The sequence below is a fragment of the Modestobacter sp. VKM Ac-2983 genome (genome assembly GCF_026967885.1).
Taxonomy (GTDB): Bacteria; Actinomycetota; Actinomycetes; order Mycobacteriales; family Geodermatophilaceae; genus Modestobacter.
In genome coordinates, this window is the sequence record NZ_JAPVBK010000002.1 from 523,124 (window position 1) to 540,215 (window position 17,092).

The 17,092-nt window shown below is 73.3% G+C and carries 14 protein-coding genes; 5 read left to right on the forward strand and 9 right to left on the reverse strand.

What is annotated here, in order from left to right; genetic code table 11:
* Window positions 1-9 precede the first annotated feature (9 nt).
* Window positions 10-2,244: a diguanylate cyclase domain-containing protein gene (locus tag O2W18_RS08920; protein ID WP_269187184.1), complete on the reverse strand. Its 2,235-nt coding sequence runs from the start codon at window positions 2,242-2,244 to the stop codon at window positions 10-12.
* 220 nt (window positions 2,245-2,464) lie between these two features.
* On the opposite strand from O2W18_RS08920, the gene O2W18_RS08925 reads away from it, so the two are divergent.
* Complete coding sequence (locus tag O2W18_RS08925) at window positions 2,465-3,682, forward strand: 3-deoxy-7-phosphoheptulonate synthase (protein ID WP_269187185.1); 1,218 nt, start codon at window positions 2,465-2,467, stop codon at window positions 3,680-3,682.
* Window positions 3,683-3,694: 12 nt separating this feature from the next.
* On the opposite strand, the gene O2W18_RS08930 is transcribed toward O2W18_RS08925, so the two are convergent.
* On the reverse strand, window positions 3,695-3,973 hold the full coding sequence (locus O2W18_RS08930; RefSeq protein ID WP_269187186.1) for a hypothetical protein: 279 nt from the start codon (window positions 3,971-3,973) through the stop codon (window positions 3,695-3,697).
* Between the two features lie 341 nt (window positions 3,974-4,314).
* Between O2W18_RS08930 and O2W18_RS08935 the strand changes: the two genes are divergently transcribed.
* Window positions 4,315-6,684, forward strand: coding sequence for an excinuclease ABC subunit UvrA (locus O2W18_RS08935; protein ID WP_269187187.1), 2,370 nt, complete (start codon window positions 4,315-4,317; stop codon window positions 6,682-6,684).
* Window positions 6,685-6,697: 13 nt separating this feature from the next.
* Here O2W18_RS08935 and O2W18_RS08940 read toward each other — a convergent pair whose 3' ends face one another.
* Genes O2W18_RS08940 through O2W18_RS08965 form a run of 6 tightly spaced genes read right to left on the reverse strand, consistent with a single transcriptional unit; the run spans window position 6,698 to window position 14,028 of the window.
* Window positions 6,698-7,390 carry an IclR family transcriptional regulator gene (locus tag O2W18_RS08940; RefSeq protein ID WP_269187188.1) on the reverse strand — a complete coding sequence of 231 codons (693 nt, stop codon included), beginning with the start codon at window positions 7,388-7,390 and terminating at the stop codon, window positions 6,698-6,700.
* 56 nt (window positions 7,391-7,446) lie between these two features.
* A complete protein-coding gene (locus tag O2W18_RS08945) occupies window positions 7,447-8,895 on the reverse strand; it encodes an aldehyde dehydrogenase family protein (RefSeq protein ID WP_269187189.1) in 1,449 nt (482 codons plus the stop codon).
* A gap of 51 nt (window positions 8,896-8,946) precedes the next feature.
* Window positions 8,947-10,161: a fumarylacetoacetase gene (gene fahA, locus O2W18_RS08950; RefSeq protein ID WP_269187190.1), complete on the reverse strand. Its 1,215-nt coding sequence runs from the start codon at window positions 10,159-10,161 to the stop codon at window positions 8,947-8,949.
* Window positions 10,158-11,378, reverse strand: coding sequence for a homogentisate 1,2-dioxygenase (locus tag O2W18_RS08955; protein WP_269187191.1), 1,221 nt, complete (start codon window positions 11,376-11,378; stop codon window positions 10,158-10,160). Before O2W18_RS08955 ends, fahA begins: the two co-directional genes overlap by 4 nt.
* Before the next feature lie 54 nt (window positions 11,379-11,432).
* Window positions 11,433-13,058 (reverse strand): FAD-dependent monooxygenase, encoded by a 1,626-nt coding sequence (locus tag O2W18_RS08960; protein WP_269187192.1) that lies wholly within the window; start codon window positions 13,056-13,058, stop codon window positions 11,433-11,435.
* Window positions 13,059-13,065: 7 nt separating this feature from the next.
* Window positions 13,066-14,028 carry an MBL fold metallo-hydrolase gene (locus O2W18_RS08965; protein WP_269160287.1) on the reverse strand — a complete coding sequence of 321 codons (963 nt, stop codon included), beginning with the start codon at window positions 14,026-14,028 and terminating at the stop codon, window positions 13,066-13,068.
* 189 nt (window positions 14,029-14,217) lie between these two features.
* On the opposite strand from O2W18_RS08965, the gene O2W18_RS08970 reads away from it, so the two are divergent.
* Window positions 14,218-14,616, forward strand: coding sequence for a YidH family protein (locus O2W18_RS08970; protein WP_269187193.1), 399 nt, complete (start codon window positions 14,218-14,220; stop codon window positions 14,614-14,616).
* A complete protein-coding gene (locus O2W18_RS08975; RefSeq protein ID WP_269187194.1) occupies window positions 14,613-14,957 on the forward strand; it encodes a DUF202 domain-containing protein in 345 nt (114 codons plus the stop codon). The genes O2W18_RS08970 and O2W18_RS08975 overlap by 4 nt, the downstream gene beginning before the upstream one ends.
* An 11-nt stretch (window positions 14,958-14,968) precedes the next feature.
* On the opposite strand, the gene O2W18_RS08980 is transcribed toward O2W18_RS08975, so the two are convergent.
* On the reverse strand, window positions 14,969-15,481 hold the full coding sequence (locus O2W18_RS08980; protein ID WP_269187195.1) for a hypothetical protein: 513 nt from the start codon (window positions 15,479-15,481) through the stop codon (window positions 14,969-14,971).
* 372 nt (window positions 15,482-15,853) lie between these two features.
* Between O2W18_RS08980 and O2W18_RS08985 the strand changes: the two genes are divergently transcribed.
* Window positions 15,854-17,020 carry an RNA polymerase sigma factor gene (locus O2W18_RS08985; RefSeq protein ID WP_331254069.1) on the forward strand — a complete coding sequence of 389 codons (1,167 nt, stop codon included), beginning with the start codon at window positions 15,854-15,856 and terminating at the stop codon, window positions 17,018-17,020.
* The last annotated feature ends 72 nt before the right edge of the window (window positions 17,021-17,092 follow it).

Consider the following 17,092-nt stretch of genomic DNA (forward strand, 5'->3'; position numbering starts at 1 on the left):
AGACGCTGCTCAGTCCCGGCGGTGCGCCGGCCCGCGCTTGGTCCGGTACATGGCGGCGTCCGCGCTGGCGAGCAGCGATGCCGGGTCGTCGGCGTCGGCGGGGAAGACCGCGGCGCCGGAGCTGGCCCGGATCCGCAGCACCGTCCCGGGCAGCTGGAGCGGCGTGTCCAGGGCGGCCCGCAGGTGCTCCTGGACCCGCTGGACCATCTCCGCCGCGCTGGGGCGGCCGGCGTCGTCCGGCTGCGCGCCGCCGGGGAGCCCGGCGAGGACGACCAGGAACTCGTCGCCGCCCAGCCGGCCCAGCAGGTCGCCGGCGCGGACGGCCGAGCGCAGGCGAGCGGCCGCCCCGACGAGTGCGGCATCGCCCACGGCGTGGCCGAAGCGGTCGTTGACCGCCTTGAAGTCGTCGAGGTCCAGCAGCACCGCCGCCACGCTCCCGCCGCTGCGGCGGGCGCGACGCAGCTCCAGGTTCAGGTGCTCCAGGACGTGTGCCCGGTTGGGGAGCCCGGTGAGCTCGTCGTGGTGCGCCAGGTGTGCCGTCCGTCGCTCCCGGTCGACCCGTGCGGTCACGTCGAACTGGCTGCCGATGAGGTGGGTGACCTCGCCGTGGGCGTCCCGGACGGCGCTGATGTGCATCTCGTTCCAGAACGCCGAGCCGTCCCGCCGGTAGTTCAACAGGACCGCGTCGACGTCCCGGCCGGCGACCAGCCGCCGCCCGATCGGGTGCACCTGGTTCCGGTCGGTGTCCGGCCCCTGCAGGAAGCGGCAGTTGCGACCTAGCACCTCCGCCTCCGGGTAGCCGGTCATCCGCAGGAACGCGGCGTTCGCGTAGACCAGGGGCTGGTCGGGGCGGCGGGCGTCGGCGATGACGATGCCGTTGCGCGCGACCGAGACGGCTCGCAGCATCAGGTCTGGCAGCTCGGCCTCGGTGACCCGCGGGACGGGCTCGCCGGCGGCGGGGGCGGGGCGCGGCGTCGGGGCCGTCCCGGTGGTGGCCGGGCGGGTCTTCTCCAACAGCAGCCCGGCCGCCTCGAGCACGCGCCGCCGGTCGTAGGTGAGCACGTAGTCGAGTCGGCGACCGGCGGTGCCCACCGCGGCGCCCGGCCCGGTCCGGTCGCCGCGTTCGTCCAGCGGGACCTCGCGGGCGGCCAGCGCGGCCGCGAAGTGCGGGCTCACCACCGTCACGACCCACTGGTCGGTCAGCGGGTCGTCCACGTCCAGCGCAGTGCCCACCACGCCCGGCGCGGGCTCGTCGGGCATCCCCGCTCCGGTCACCGCGGTCAGTGCGGTGAGCCGGCCGAGCGTCTCGTACCGACGGCGGGTGCGGGCGCTCATCAGCTCGGCGTGCTGGAAGTTCGCGAGGACGACGGTCTGCTCGTCCAGCAGCAACGCCTGGCGCTCGACCTGGCGGGTCATCGATGCCAGCAGCGGCACCCCGGCCCGCTGCGGGTCCGAGCCCGCGGCCAGGACGGCGAACGGGGTCACCGGACCGGAGACCCCGGCGCCGTGCGCAGGGGGGACCGGCCGCAGGGGCAGGGCGCCCATGCCGCTCGTCGGCAGGTCCCCGGGACGGCCGAACATCCAGCCCTGACCGAGGCGCGCGCCCATCGCCAGGGCGCGGTCCAGGTGCTCCTCGGTCTCGATCCCCTCGGCCAGGACGAGCGCGCCGGAGCGCTCGGCGTCGGCACGCACGGCGTTGACCACCGAGGCCGCCTGCAGGCTGGTGCGGCCGCGCACCAGCGCCAGGTCCAGCTTGATCACGTCCGGCCGCAGGAACGACACGAGCGCGAGGCCGGCCGGCTCCGCGCCGACGTCGTCCAGCGCCACCCGCCAGCCGATCTCACGGGCGCCCCGCACGCCGCGGACGAGGTCGGCGGGGCGCTCCAGGAGGTCCCGCTCGGTCACCTCCAGGACCACCTGCACCCCGGCCGGGGTGAGCTCGGCCAGCTCGGCCAGGTCGGCGCCGGACAGGGTCGACAGCGTTGCCGGCTCGATGTTCACGAACAGCGTCGTCGGCCCGGCCACGGTCGCCACCCCGCACAGGGCGGCGCGCAGGCAGGCGGTGTCCAGCGCGGCGGTCGCCCCGGCTGCGGCGGCAGCTGCGAACAGCTCGGTCGGGGACTCGGGCGACCCGGCCCCGCCCCGGGACAGCGCCTCCACCGCCACCAGCGTGCCGTCGGACAGGTCGACGATCGGCTGGAACAGCGACCGCACAGCGTGCCCTTCGCACACCCGTGAGGTCATGGGTCGAGCCTTCCACGCCGGACGGGTCGGCGCCGGGTCGTGCGGCCGTGCCGATCCGGCGGGCGCAGGAATCCCGCTGCACCGTTCCCGCTGGTCGGCCCGGTACCCCGAGAGGAGGCCGGCGTCCCCCGCTCCGGGATGCTGTGCTCGTCAGCCTCGCCGGTGGCGGGCGCGACCCCGCCCGGGGTGCTGGCTGATCGGAACGACGGAGGAGACCCCCATGCCGGCTGACCAGCTGCTGGACGAGGCCACGCGGATCGCCGATGCGCTGCTCGACGTCCAGACCCGGGTGAACGCCCAGATCGATGCCGCACTGACCGAGCTGCTGCCCGGGGTGCAGCAGCGACTCGGTACGGCGCCGGCGCCGGACGTCGACGTGAGCGACCTGGGGAACGCCCGGATCACCGGCCTGAGCGTCGTCGTCACCCCGGCCGCGGTGGCGACCGTCGTCCCGCTGTCGGCGGAGTCGGCCGCCACGACCCGGGACGCGCGCCGGGTCACGGCCGCCATCGTCGGCGGCGCCGACGACCGGCTGGCCGTCATCGCCGGCCCCTGCTCGATCCACGACCCGGCCGCCGCCCTGGAGTACGCCGCCTTCCTCGCCCGGATGCGCGCGCGGCACGGCGCGGACCTGGAGATCCTGATGCGGACCTACACCGAGAAGCCGCGGACCGAGGTGGACTGGAAGGGGTTCGCCTACGACCCGTTCCTGGACGGCTCCAGCCGGATCAGCGTCGGCCTCGTCGCCACCCGGATGCTGATGGGCGCGATCACCGCGCTGGGCGTCCCGGTGGCAGCCGAGCCGCTGAACGCGCTCACCCCGCAGTACGTCGACGGGCTGGTCACCTACAACGGCGTCGGGGCCCGCAACGTCACCGACCAGACCGCCCGGGAGCGGGTGTCCGGCTTCTCCTCCGTCGTCGGCTTCAAGAACTCCCCGGAGGGCAGCATCGACGTGGCGGTCCAGGCCGTGCTGACCGCGCGGGCGCCACACCAGTTCCTCGGCGTCGACCACCACGGCGTGAGCGCGCAGCTGTCCACGAGCGGCAACGACACCGGCCACGTCATCCTGCGCGGCGCCAAGGACGGCCCCAACTACTCGGCCACGCACATCGCCGCCACCAAGCGGGCGCTGGCCGCCCGCGGCCTCCCGGAGGTCCTCGTCGTCGACGCCTCGCACGGCAACAGCCAGAAGGACCACCGCCGTCAGGTCGAGGTCGTCCACGACCTGGCCGGGCAGGTCGCCGGCGGTGAGCAGGCGATCCGCGGGGTGATGATCGAGAGCAACCTCGTGGCCGGGCGGCAGGACCTGGACCAGCGGCACCCCGAGCGCCTGGAGCACGGCAAGAGTGTCACCGACGCCTGCGTCGACCTCAGCACCACCGAGGAACTGCTGGCGGAGCTGGCCGAGGCCTCCCGGGCGCGGCGCGCGGCCTGACCGGCCGCGGCGTCAGGCCGTCGAGGCGAGCCGCCCGGCCAGGGTGACGTCGACGGTCAGCACGCAGGGGAGCCGGTGCAGCCGGGCGGCTACCAGGTCGACCTCATCGGGGGTGGCGATCAGGTCGACGCTGATCGTCCAGCGGTCGGTGCCGGCCTCCTCGGCCGACAGCCGGGTGAAGGCGTGGTGGCGCCCGGTCAGCATGGTGAGGACGCGCTGCAGGCCGAGTGCGTCGGTGACGACGACGCGCACCTTGGCCGCGTCGTGGGCGGAGCTGTGGCGGGGGGACATGGGGAGCCTCCGGGCCGGGTGGCCCTGGTCAGCGGGGGAGCGACCTCGATGGACGTGCCCACGGACCCGCCGGTGCGAGGGTCAGTCGCCGACGGGCCCGCACGGAATCCGCTGCCCAGCCACAGCCGCACGGTAGCCCCGGTGGTCGCCGCGGGACAAGGGGGCTCGACCGGTCAGGAACGGAGAAGCGCAGGCGGTGGGGACGCTCCTAGCGTGATGGCCCGGGGAGCACCGCCGGCCGGGCGCGAGCTCCCCACCGCACGCCGATCTGCGGCACGCTGGCCCCGCCGCCGCACCAGGACGCCGCATCCGCGACCACCGGACCTGCCCCGAGGAGACACGTGAGCACCGCACCGGAGCACGCTGCCGACACCCACGACCTGATCCGGGTGCTCGGCGCGCGGGTGAACAACCTCAAGGACGTCAGCGTCGAGATCCCGAAGCGCCGGCTGACGGTGTTCACCGGCGTCTCCGGCTCGGGCAAGAGCTCGCTGGTGTTCGACACGATCGCCGCGGAGTCCCAGCGGCTGATCAACGAGACCTACAGCGCCTTCGTGCAGGGCTTCATGCCGACGCTGGCCCGGCCGGAGGTCGACCTGCTGGAGGGGCTGACGACGGCGATCCTGGTCGACCAGGAGCGGATGGGCGCCAACCCCCGCTCCACCGTCGGCACCGCGACCGACGCCAACGCGATGCTGCGCATCCTGTTCAGCCGGCTCGGGACGCCGCACGTCGGCCCGCCCACGGCGTTCTCCTTCAACGTCCCGACGCGGAAGGCGAGCGGGGTGATGAGCAGGGAGAAGGCGGGTGGCCGGGTCGAGAAGGCCGTCGTGAAGGACGCCGTCTACCTGGGCGGCATGTGCCCGCGCTGCGAGGGCATGGGCTCGGTCTCCGACTTCGACCTCACCGCGCTGTACGACGAGAGCAAGTCGCTGGCCGAGGGCGCGCTGACCGTCCCCGGCTACAGCATGGACGGCTGGTACGGCCGGATATTCACCGGCGCGGGCTTCGACATGGACAAGCCGATCGGGAAGTTCACCAAGAAGGAGCTGCACGACCTCCTCTACAAGGAGCCGACCAAGATCAAGGTCGAGGGCATCAACCTCACCTACGAGGGCGTCATCCCCAAGATCCAGAAGTCGATGCTCGCCAAGGACGTCGACGCGATGCAGCCGCACATCCGGGCCTTCGTCGAGCGCGTGATCACCTTCCAGACCTGCCCGGAGTGTGACGGGACGCGGCTCACCCCGGAGGCCCGGTCCTCGATGATCGAGGGCAGGAACATCGCCGACCTCTGCGCGATGCAGATCAGCGACCTCGCCGCCTGGGTCCGCGAACTCGACGACGCATCGGTCGCCCCGCTCCTCACCGGTCTGCGGCACCTCCTCGACTCGTTCACCGAGATCGGGCTGGGCTACCTCTCCCTCGACCGGCCGGCCGGGACGCTGTCCGGCGGTGAGGCGCAGCGCACCAAGATGATCCGCCACCTGGGGTCCGCGCTCACCGACGTCACCTACGTGTTCGACGAGCCGACCATCGGCCTGCACCCGCACGACATCGAGCGGATGAACGACCTGCTCCTGCAGCTCCGCGACAAGGGCAACACCGTGCTCGTCGTCGAGCACAAGCCCGAGACCATCGCGATCGCCGACCACGTCGTCGACCTCGGTCCCGGCGCCGGCACCGGCGGTGGGGAGGTCGTGTTCGAGGGCACCGTCGACCGGCTGCGGACCAGCGGCACGCTGACCGGCCGGCACCTCGACGAGCGCGTCGGTCTCAAGTCCGCGGTGCGCGCCCCCACCGGGGCCCTCGAGGTGCGCGGTGCGGACAGCCACAACCTGCAGGGCGTCGACGTCGACATCCCGCTCGGCGTGCTGGTGGTGCTCACCGGCGTGGCCGGGTCGGGGAAGAGCTCCCTGGTCCACGGCTCCGTCGCGGACCGGGACGGCGTGGTCGTGGTCGACCAGGGCGCGATCCGCGGCTCCCGGCGGAGCAACCCTGCGACGTACACCGGGCTGCTCGACCCCATCCGCAAGGCCTTCGCCAAGGCCAACGGGGTGAAGCCGGCGCTCTTCAGCTCCAACTCCGAGGGCGCCTGCCCGACCTGCAACGGCGCCGGCGTCATCTACACCGAGCTCGGCGTCATGGCCACCGTGGAGTCCCCCTGCGAGGAGTGTGAGGGGAAGCGGTTCCAGGCCTCGGTGCTGGAGCACACGCTCGGCGGCCGCGACATCGCCGAGGTGCTCGCCATGTCGGTGACCGAGGCCGAGCAGTTCTTCGGCGACGGCGAAGCACGCACCCCGGCCGCTCACACGATCCTGGACCGGCTGGCCGACGTCGGGCTCGGCTACCTCACGCTCGGCCAGCCGCTCACCACGCTGTCCGGCGGCGAGCGACAGCGGCTCAAGCTGGCCACCCGGATGGCCGAGAAGGGTGGCGTCTACGTCCTTGACGAGCCGACCACCGGCCTGCACCTCGCCGACGTGGAGAACCTGCTCGGACTGCTCGACCGGCTCGTCGACTCCGGCACGTCGGTCATCGTCATCGAGCACCACCAGGCGGTGATGGCGCACGCCGACTGGATCATCGACCTCGGCCCCGGCGCGGGGCACGACGGCGGCCGGATCGTCTTCGAGGGCACCCCCGCCGACCTCGTCGCCGGCCGCGCCACCGTCACCGGGGAGCACCTCGCGGCCTACGTCGGCGGCTGACCGCGGCCGGCGCTCAGCGCAGGACGGCGGCGACCTTCCCGGCGGCGGCGACCACGGCCTGACCGACCTGCTCGACGTCGCTGTTCTCGTCCACGAACACCACGGCGAGCGCCGCGCGGGCCCCGCCGTCGGGGCCGAGGACCGGCGCGGCGATCGACCGGATGCCGGGGATCACCTCACCGTGCGAGCTGGCCCAGCCGGTCCGGCGGGCCTGCTGGAGTGCCGCCCGGTCGTCGTCCGCCGGTGGCTCCGGCATGAGCAGGGCCAGGCCGGGGGCGCCGCGGCCGACCGGGTGCCGCGTGCCCGGCCGGTAGGTGACGTGCGCCCGGGTGTCCTGCGGCTCGACGCTGGTCACCGTCACCGCCTCGTCGCCGGCCCGCACCACCAGGAACGCCGTCATGCCCAGCTCGGTGGACAGCGAGTTGAGCCGGGGGAGCGCAGCGGCGTTGAGGTCCGTGCGCACCCCGCGGGCCAGCGCGGCCACCCCCAGGCCGAGGCCGTAGTGGCCCAGCGGGTCGCGTTCGACGAGCTGGTGGTCCTCCAGGGTGCGCAGCAGCCGGTAGGTGATCGACCGGTGCAGGTCCAGGGCACGGCCGATCTCGGTCACCGGCTGCGGGGTGCCCGCACTGGCCAGGTGCTCGAGGATCCGGATGCCGCGGTCCAGCGTCTGCGACTGCGGAGCACCCCCGCTGTCGTTCGCTGGCATCGCCGTCCCCCTGTGGTCGTGGTGGTCCACCCTAGGCCGCGGGCACCGCCGCGGCCTCAGCCGTTGATCACCTGGGGGACCGCCACGGCCTTGAGGCCCTCCGCGCCGAACTCGAGTCCATAACCGGACTTCTTGTGGCCGCCGAAGGGGATCATCGGGTGCACGCCGCCGTGCGCGTTGATCCAGACGGTGCCGGCCTCCAGCCGGGCGGCGACGGCGCGGGCCGCGTCCCGGTCGTTGCTCCAGACCGAGGCGCCCAGGCCGACGTCGAGCCGGTTGGCCATGGCGACGGCGTCCTCGAGGTCCTCGTAGCGGATGATCGGCAGCGCCGGCCCGAACTGCTCCTCGGCCACCAGCGGGTTCTCATCGTCGATGTCGGCGACCAGGGTGGTGGGGTAGAAGTGGCCGGGGGCGTCGGCGTCGGGGTCGCCACCGGTCAGGATCGTGGCGCCGGAGTCGCGGGCGGCGTCGACCAGCCGGGCGACGATCTCGTACTGGGCGCGGTTCTGCAGCGGGCCGAGCACGTTCTGCTCGTCCAGGCCCCGGCCCATCGGCATCGCCTTCGCCACCTCGACCAGGGCCGCGCAGACCTCGTCGTAGACGTCGGTGTGCACGTACAGCCGCTTGAGCGCCGCGCAGGTCTGGCCGGTGTTGATGAAGGCGCCCCAGAACAGGCCCTCCGCGATCGCCTTCGGGTCGACGTCGGGGAGGACGATCCCGGCGTCGTTGCCGCCGAGCTCCAGGGTCAGCCGCTTCACGGTGTCCGCCGAGCTCCTGATGATCGCCTGGCCGGTGCGGGTGGAGCCGGTGAACATGACCTTGTCCACGTCGGCGTGGCTGGACAGCCGCGCACCGACGTCACCCTCGCCGGCCACGCCGGTGAGGACGTCGGCGGGGAGGACGCCGTTGAGGACCTCCAGCAGCGCGAGCACGCTCAGCGGGGTGTGCTCGGAGGGCTTGACCACGACGGTGTTGCCCATCCGGAGGGCGGGGGCGACCTGCCAGATCGTGATCATCATCGGCCAGTTCCACGGCCCGATGGCGCCGACGACGCCGACCGGTCGGTAGTGCAGCTCGGCGTGGGTGTCCCCGTCGTCCACGACGGTCTCCACGGGCAGCTCGGTGGCGGCGGTGGCGCGCAGCCACGCCGAGCAGGCGCCGACCTCGAACCGGGCGTTCGGGCCGTTGAGCGGCTTGCCCTGCTCCCGGGACAGCAGCTCGGCCAGCGGCTCGGCCGCGGCGTCGATCGCGTCGGCGGCGCGCAGCAGCAGGTCGATGCGCTCGGAGTCGGCGCGGGCCGCCCAGGCCGGCTGGGCGGCGCGGGCGGTGGCCACGGCGCGGTCCACGTCCTCGGCGGAGCCGAAGGCGACCCGGCCGACGACCTCACCGGTGGCCGGGTCGAGGACCTCCCGGCCGTCGGGGTCGGTGACGGCGGCCAGCAGGCGCTCGTACGTCGGGGTGTCCGCGTCGGTGTCAACGGGCGTGGCAACTGTGGGAGTGGTCATCGTCGGCCTCTCGGGTCGGGGGTGGTGCAGTGCGGGCAGGGGACGGTGCGGTCAGCGGGCCGGTTCGACCCGGCCGGTGACCTCGCCGAAGGCGATGCGGGTGCCGTCGGGGCCGGGTGCGGTGGCGGTGATGACCACCTCGTCGCCGTCCTCGAGGAAGGTGCGGGTGGAGCCGTCGGCCAGGGTCAGCGGCTCCTTGCCGCCCCAGGACAGCTCGATGAACGAGCCGCGCTGGTCCGGGCGGGGGCCGGACACCGTGCCGGAGGCGAACAGGTCGCCGGTGCGCAGCGACGCCCCGTTGACGGTCATGTGCGCCAGCTGCTGCGCCGGTGTCCAGTACATGAGGTCGAACGGCGGCCGGCTGAGCACCTCGCCGTTGAGCCGCACCTCCAGGCTGATGTCCAGCCCCCAGCGATCGTCGTCGTCCCGCAGGTAGGGCAGCGGCTGCGGGTCGCGGGCCGGCGGGTCGACGCGGGCCGACTCCAGCGCGGCCAGCGGCACGACCCAGGGGGAGACCGAGGTGAGGAAGGACTTGCCGAGGAACGGGCCCAGCGGCACGTACTCCCAGGCCTGCAGGTCGCGGGAGGACCAGTCGTTGACCAGGCAGACCCCGAACACGTGGTCGGCGAACCGGCCGACGGGCACCGCGGTGCCGAGCTCGGAGCCCGCGCCCACCACGAACCCGACCTCGGCCTCGATGTCCAGCCGCTGCGAGGGCCCGAAGGTCGGGGCGTCGTCGGCCGGGGCCTTGCGCTGACCGCAGGGGCGGACGACGGGGGTGCCGGAGACCTGCACCGTGCCGGCCCGGCCGTGGTAGCCGATGGGAAGGTGCTTCCAGTTCGGGGTGAGCGCCGCGGAGTCCGGGCGGAACATCGCCCCGAGGTTCTCCGCGTGGTGCTGGGAGCTGTAGAAGTCGACGTAGTCGGCGACCTCGATCGGCAGGTGCATCGTCACGTCGGCCCGCGGCACCAGGTGCGGTTCCACCTCGGCGCGGTGCGAGGAGTCGGTGAACCAGGCGACGAGCTGGGCGCGCAGCGCCGCCCAGGCCGCCGGCCCCTGTGCCAGGAAGGCGTTGAGCGTGCCGGTGGCGTGCACGTCCTTGCCGGTGGCTGCGGCGAGGTCCAGCACCTGGTCGCCGATCGCGACACCCGTCCTCGGCGCCGTGCCCACGGTGGAGAAGACGCCGTGGGGCAGGTTGGCCAGCCCGTAGCCGGTGTCGGCGGGCAGCTCCAGCCAGCTGTCGGTCACGCCTGTCGTGCCGGTCACGCCGACGGCCCGCGGCCGGACCAGGACCAGGCGTACTTCCCGTCGTCGGAGGCGACGCCGGCCTCGCCGAGGTCCAGCGGCCGGAAGGTGTCGACCATGACGGCGGTCTCGTCGAAGTACTCGGCGCCCAGCGACCGCTCGACCGCGCCCGGCTGCGGCCCGTGGCTGTGCCCGCCGGGGTGCACGGAGATCGAGCCCTTGCCGATGCCGGAGCCCTTGCGGGCCTCGTAGTCGCCGTCGACGTAGAACATGATCTCGTCGGAGTCGACGTTGGAGTGGTAGTAGGGCACCGGCACCGCGAGCGGGTGGTAGTCGACCTTGCGGGGCACGAAGTTGCAGATCACGAAGTTGTTGCCCTCGAAGACCTGGTGCACCGGCGGCGGCTGGTGCACCCGGCCGGTGATCGGCTCGTAGTCGGCGATGTTGAAGGCGTACGGGTAGAGGCAGCCGTCCCAGCCCACCACGTCGAAGGGGTGCTCCGGGGTCACGTGCACCGTGCCGGCCAGCCCGCCGGGGCCGTTGCCGCGGTGCTTGACGTAGACCTCGACGTCGGTGCCCTCGGCCACCAGCGGCTCGGTGGGGCCGCGGAGGTCGCGCTCGCAGTACGGGGCGTGCTCCAGGAACTGCCCGTACCGGGACAGGTACCGCTTGGGCGGGGCGATGTGCGAGTTCGCCTCGATGGCGTAGGTGCGCAGCGGCTCGGTGCCGGATGCCGAGCTGCCGGTCGGGACCCAGCGGTGCGTCGTCGTCCGCGGGATGATCACGTAGTCGCCCTGGCCGACCTCCAGCGCGCCGAAGGAGGTCTCCAGGACCGCCGACCCGCGCTCCACGTAGACGCACTCGTCACCGGTGGCGTTGCGGTAGTACGGGCTGGTCAGCGAGCTGACGGCGTAGGAGATCCGGACGTCGGCGTTGCCCAGCACGAGCCGGCGCCCGGTCACCGCGTCGGTGGCCTTGTGCTCCTCGCCGGGGAACAGGTCGTGCAGCTTCAGGTGTCGGGGCACCAGCGGGGCGTTGGGGGTCAGTGTCTGGTCGGGCAGTTCCCACGGACGGGCGTCGACCAGCGCCGAGGGGATGCCGGAGTGGTAGAGCAGCGCGGAGTCCGAGGAGAACCCCTCCTCGCCGACCAGCTCCTCGGAGTACAGGCCGCCGTCGGGCCGGCGGTGCTGGGTGTGCCGCTTGGGTGGGACGCTGCCCACCTGCCGGTAGAACGCCATCGGGATCTCCTGGGTCTCGCCACCAAAATGGCCATTTCGGTGGCAGGGGTGGGGTCAGGCGGGGACGGGGCTGGGGACAGGTCGGGAGAGCAGTCGGGCCACCGCGGGGGCGACGTCGGCGGGGCGGGTGAGCACGGCGGCGACGTGCGCGTCGGGGCGGAGCACCCAGGTCTCGTCGGGGCGGAGACCCAGCGCCTCGCGCAGGGTGCCGTCGGGGTCGAGGTCGCGGACCCGGTGCACGGCGACCGGCAGGCCGCCGGGCGGCTGCTCCGGCAGCGGGGCCAGCGCGGCGTCGTCCCCGACCAGCACGGTCACCCCCGCCCGGGCCAGTTGCCGCAGCCGGACGACGTCCGGCCGGCCGGGGACGGTGACCGGCGCGTCGGGCGCCAGCACCCCCGGCGCCGGCACCGGGACGTCGCCACGCACCGGCCGGCCGGGGAACGGGCGCCGGCCGTCGGGGGTGGTGAGCGGGGAGTCGACGTACCAGAAGGGCTCCGCCAGACGGCCGGAGTCGACCTCCGCCCGGGCCGCGGGATCGGTGGTGGCCCGCTCGAGCACCGTGAGCCGGTGCTCGGCCTCCGCCGGGGTGCCCGGCACGAGGAACCGCATGGTGGCGCCGGTGACGTCCAGGTTCTCCACGGCCGCGGCGTGGCGCTCGTCGTGGTAGCTGTCCAGCAGGCTGTCCGGCGCCCAGCCGCGCAGCACGAAGGCGAGCTTCCAGGCCGCGTTCTCGGCGTCCAGGACCCCGGAGTTCAGGCCACGGGCGCCGAAGGGGGAGACCAGGTGGGCGGCGTCCCCGGCCACGAGCACGCGCCCGACCCGCATCCGGTCCACGACCCGGGAGTGGAACCGGTAGACCGACTTCCAGACGATCTCGTAGGGCCGGTCGCCGATGACCTGGCGGATCCGCCGGTCCAGCCCGCCGGAGGCCTCCTCGGCGGCCAGGTCGAACTCCGGCGGCACCTGCCAGTCGATCCGGAAGGTGGAGTCCGGGCAGGGGTGGATGAGCACCTGGCGGCCGGGGTTCCACTCCGGGTCGAAGTAGAAGCGCCGCTCGGTCTCCCAGCCGGGCAGGTCGGTGCGGATGTCGCAGATGAGGAACTGGTCGCCGAAGGTCTGCCCCTCGAAGGTCAGGCCCAGGGCCGAGCGGACGACGTCGGCGCGTGGGCCGGCGCAGGCGACCGCATAGCTGCCGGCGACGGTCGTCCCGTCGGCGCAGGAGACGGTGACCCCGGCGCCGTCCTGCTCGATGCCGGTGACCTCGTGGCCCCAGCGCAGCTCGATCAGCGGCTGGGCGGCGATCGCTGCGTCGAGCAGCTCCTCGGTGAGGCACTGCGAGACGTTGACGAACGGCGGGAACGGGGACCGCCCGCGGTCGACGAACTCGAAGCTGAACAGCTCGTGGTCACGGTGGAAGGTCCGGGCGGTGGTCCAGGTGACCCCGCGGCGGGCCAGCTCTGCCCCGACGCCGACGGAGTCCCAGACGTCGAGGACGTCGCGCTGCTGGCAGATCGCCTTGCTCCCGACCAGGTCCCGCTCGGGGCGGCCGTCGAGCACGACGACCGACAGGCCCCAGCGGGCGAGCAGCAGGGCGGTGGTCTGGCCGACCGGGCCGCACCCGATGACGACGACCGGCGGCGTCCCGGAGCTCTCGGGGGTGGCCATCGCGCGTGAGGTCATCGCCCGATCAGCCCTGCAGCTCGTCCCACACCTGGCGGTCGCGCTCGGCGGTCCAGATGACCGGGCGCTCGATGCCGCTGAACTCGTCCCACAGGCGCTGCACGTCGAAGGGCAGGCAGTGCTCGAAGATCGGCCAGTGCCCGAACTTGGGCGCCAGGGCGGCGTGGGTGGCCTCGAACGCCTCCTTGAGCGTCCCGCCGGCGCGGTGCGCGGTGCCGACCGTCTCGTGCATGGTGGTGAGGAAGGCGCGGGTCTGCTCGATCGCGGCGTCCACCTCGTCGCGGCCGCGGGCGATGGCGCCCCGGCCGCCGATCAGCTGCTCGGCGCCGAGGGCCTTGATCCGGTCGAGGGTGCCGGTGGCCCAGTCGAAGTGGAAGGCGTCACCGGTGTAGAGCGCGGCCTGGGACTCCACGAGGTCGCCGGCGAAGAGGATCCCGTGCTTGGGGATCCAGGCGGTGATGTCGCCCTCGGTGTGGCCGCGGCCGTGGAACTCCAGCACCAGCTCGCCGCGGTCGCCGCCGAGCTCGATCGTCAGCTTGTCGCGGAACGTCATCGTCGGCCAGGTGAGCCCGGGGATCGACTCGGGCTCCTCGAACAGCCGCGGCATCCGGCCGTACTCGCTCTCCCAGTCCTGCTGGCCGCGCTCGGCGATCAGGCCCTTGGTCTGCTCCGAGCTGATGATGGCCTCGGCGTCGAACGCGCTGGCGCCGAGCACCCGCACGGCGTGGTAATGGCTGAGCACCAGGTAGCGGACCGGCTTGTCGGTGTGCTCCCGCAGCTTGGCCAGCCAGCGGCGGGCGGCGACCGGGGTGGCCAGCGCCTCGAAGCAGACGAGGAAGTCCTCGCCCTCGATGGCGCCGAGGTTCGGGTCGCCCTCGGCGGTGAGCGCGTACACGCCGTCGGCGAGCACCTCGAGGGTCTGCTCCTTGACGCCGAGGTCTGCGGATGAGGCGAAGGGCTTCGCGGCCATGAGGGCTCCCGTGCACGGTGGATGGTCGCTCGCATATCGAGCGATGTGTTCTCTTACCGGCTCAGCGTAGTGGCCTTGTGGTCTGGGACACAACCTCCCGGTGAGCTTCTGGACGAGGTCGTGCGCCGGTGCAGCAGAACGCGGCAGCCGGCGTGCGAGCATCGCCGGGAGCAGGCGCCGGGACCTGCCGTGGACGAGGGAGTCGAGCGCGTGCCGCACGAGGCGCCCACGGTCCGTCGCTTCCCGAGGCGGGTCTACGGAGCCGGGCGGGAACCGGACCCGCGGTTCAGCCTGGCGAACGAGCGCACGTTCCTCGCCTGGATCCGGACGTCGCTGGCACTGGTCGCCGCCGGGGTGGCCCTGGAGGCGCTGGAGCTGCCCATCGCGGAGGGTCTGCGGCTGGCCAGTGCGCTGGTCTTCATCGTGCTCGGCCTGCTGGCCCCCGCGCAGGCGTGGCTCGGCTGGGCGGCCACCGAGCGGGCGATGCGGGAGGGTCGTCCGCTGCCCGCGCCGCGTCTGGGCCTGGTGCTGGCCGTCGGCACCACGGTGGCCGGGCTGTTGGTCCTCGCCGGCCTGCTCCTGCGGTGACGCGCGGCTCCGACCCGGTCGTCGACCTCGGGCTCCAGGCCGAACGAACGGCGCTGGCCTGGCAGCGGACCGCGCTGGCCATGGCGGTCGGGGCCCTCGTCGCCGGGCGGCTGGCCGGCCCCACGTTCGGCGCCGTCTCCCTGGCGTTGGTCCTGCTGGGCGTGGTCCCGGCGGTGGTCGTGCTGGAGGTGTCCCGCCGCCGGTACCGCGCCGTCCACGACGCGCTCCGGACCGGGGGAGACCTCGTGGCCATCCGATCGGCCGGAGGCCCCATCGCCGCGCTCAGCTGCGCGGGCCTGCTGGTGGCGCTGCTGGCGCTGGCCTTCGTCCTGCTCCGCTGAGGACGGCCCGACTACTCGGCCGTCTCCTCGACGATCGTGGCCAGGAGGAAGGCCTCGTCCTCCCACTCCTCGTACTGCTCGTCCTCCAGGTCGATCCCGAGCTGCGTCTCGACCTCCGCCACGTCGAACTGCTTGGCGGCGGTGGCTGCCACGGTGACCAGCAGCCCCGGCGCGAGCCCCACGATCTCGTCGGCGGCCACGACCAGGACCGGCTCGACCGACTCGTCGCCGGGGCCGACGAGGGTGAAGGAGGTCGGGCTCAGCACCTCCTCGACCCGGCCGAGCACGGTGACCTCGGTGCCCGCGTAGACGTCGACGTCGTTGGCGAACTCCTCGTCGTACTCACCGGTGTAGGGGTCGGTGAAGTCGTCCTCGCCCCGGATGTCGGAGACGTCGGTCTCACCGACGGCGAGACTCCCGTCGCGCTCGTCCTCACCACCACAGCCGGACAGGGCGAGGAGGAGAGCAGAGGCGACACCCAGCAGGGGCGTGCCGGTGATCGGCTTGCCGCGGGACGACAGCATGACGGGACTCTCCTCGAGGGTGGGTCTGGCGAGGTGCGGACGGCTGTGTCCACCCCTTCCCACCGGGGCCACGGGGCCAAACCGGTCCGCCGTGTCGCCCGGAGACGTGGTGGGAGGAGGGGGCCGGGACTCCGCCGGGTGGGGGCCGAGCACAGCGGTGGAGCGCCTTCCTCCCTCGGGCGAGGGTTGCTCCCCTCGTGCCGACGCCTACCATGGCGTTGATCCGTTGGCGGCCCGGGCGACCGACTGCTGCGCCAGGCAGTCGCCCGGGCCACCGACAGGTGCCGGTGCTGCCCTGCACCTCACCCCCCGGCCTCTCCGCCACCCGTCCCCGGTGTGCGATGCCGACTGGCATCGTCAGGAAAGGCGAACATGAGCATCACCGACATGAAGGACCCGGCCATCAAGGACCAGGCCCCCACCGCCGACACCGACCAGGCCCCCACCGCCGACACGCCGCCGCCCATGACGGCAGCCGACGTCATCACCACGGCCGCGCCGGCCGAGGAGGAGACGACGGAGGACACCGACGGCGGCGCCGCCGCGGCCGCGTCCGAGTGGGACGACGAGGAGGACACCCTCGCGCTCCGCCAGGCGCGCAAGGACGCCGAGCTCACCGCGTCCACCGACTCCGTCCGCGCCTACCTCAAGCTGATCGGCCGCGTGAAGCTGCTCACCGCCGAGGAGGAGGTCGACCTCGCCCGGCGGATCGAGGCAGGCCTCTACGCCGGCCACAAGCTGCACGAGGCGATCGAGGGCGGCGGGAAGCTCGCCACCCAGCTGCGGCGTGACCTGACCTGGATCGTCCGGGACGGCGAGCGCGCCAAGGACCACCTGCTGGAGGCCAACCTCCGCCTGGTGGTCTCCCTGGCCAAGCGCTACACCGGTCGCGGCATGGCGTTCCTGGACCTGATCCAGGAGGGCAACCTCGGGCTGATCCGCGCGGTGGAGAAGTTCGACTACACCAAGGGCTTCAAGTTCTCCACCTACGCCACCTGGTGGATCCGGCAGGCGATCACCCGCGCGATGGCCGACCAGGCCCGCACCATCCGCATCCCGGTGCACATGGTCGAGGTCATCAACAAGCTCGGCCGCATGCAGCGGGAGATGCTCCAGGAGCTGGGCCGCGAGCCCACCCCGGAGGAGCTGGCCAAGGAGATGGACATCACCCCGGAGAAGGTGGTGGAGATCCAGCAGTACGCCCGGGAGCCGATCAGCCTGGACCAGACGATCGGTGACGAGGGCGACAGCCAGCTCGGTGACTTCATCGAGGACTCCGAGGCCGTCGTGGCCGTCGACGCGGTGAGCTTCACCCTGATGCAGGACCAGCTGACCAGCGTGCTGCAGACGCTGTCCGAGCGCGAGGCCGGCGTGGTGCGGCTGCGGTTCGGTCTCACCGACGGCCAGCCGCGCACGCTGGACGAGATCGGCCAGGTCTACGGGGTCACCCGCGAGCGGATCCGGCAGATCGAGTCCAAGACGATGTCCAAGCTGCGCCACCCCAGCCGCTCCCAGGTGCTGCGCGACTACCTGGACTGACAGATGGCCCCGTCCTCCTCAGGACGGGGCCGGGCAGCTCAGCGACGGCCGGCGACCCGATGGGTCGCCGGC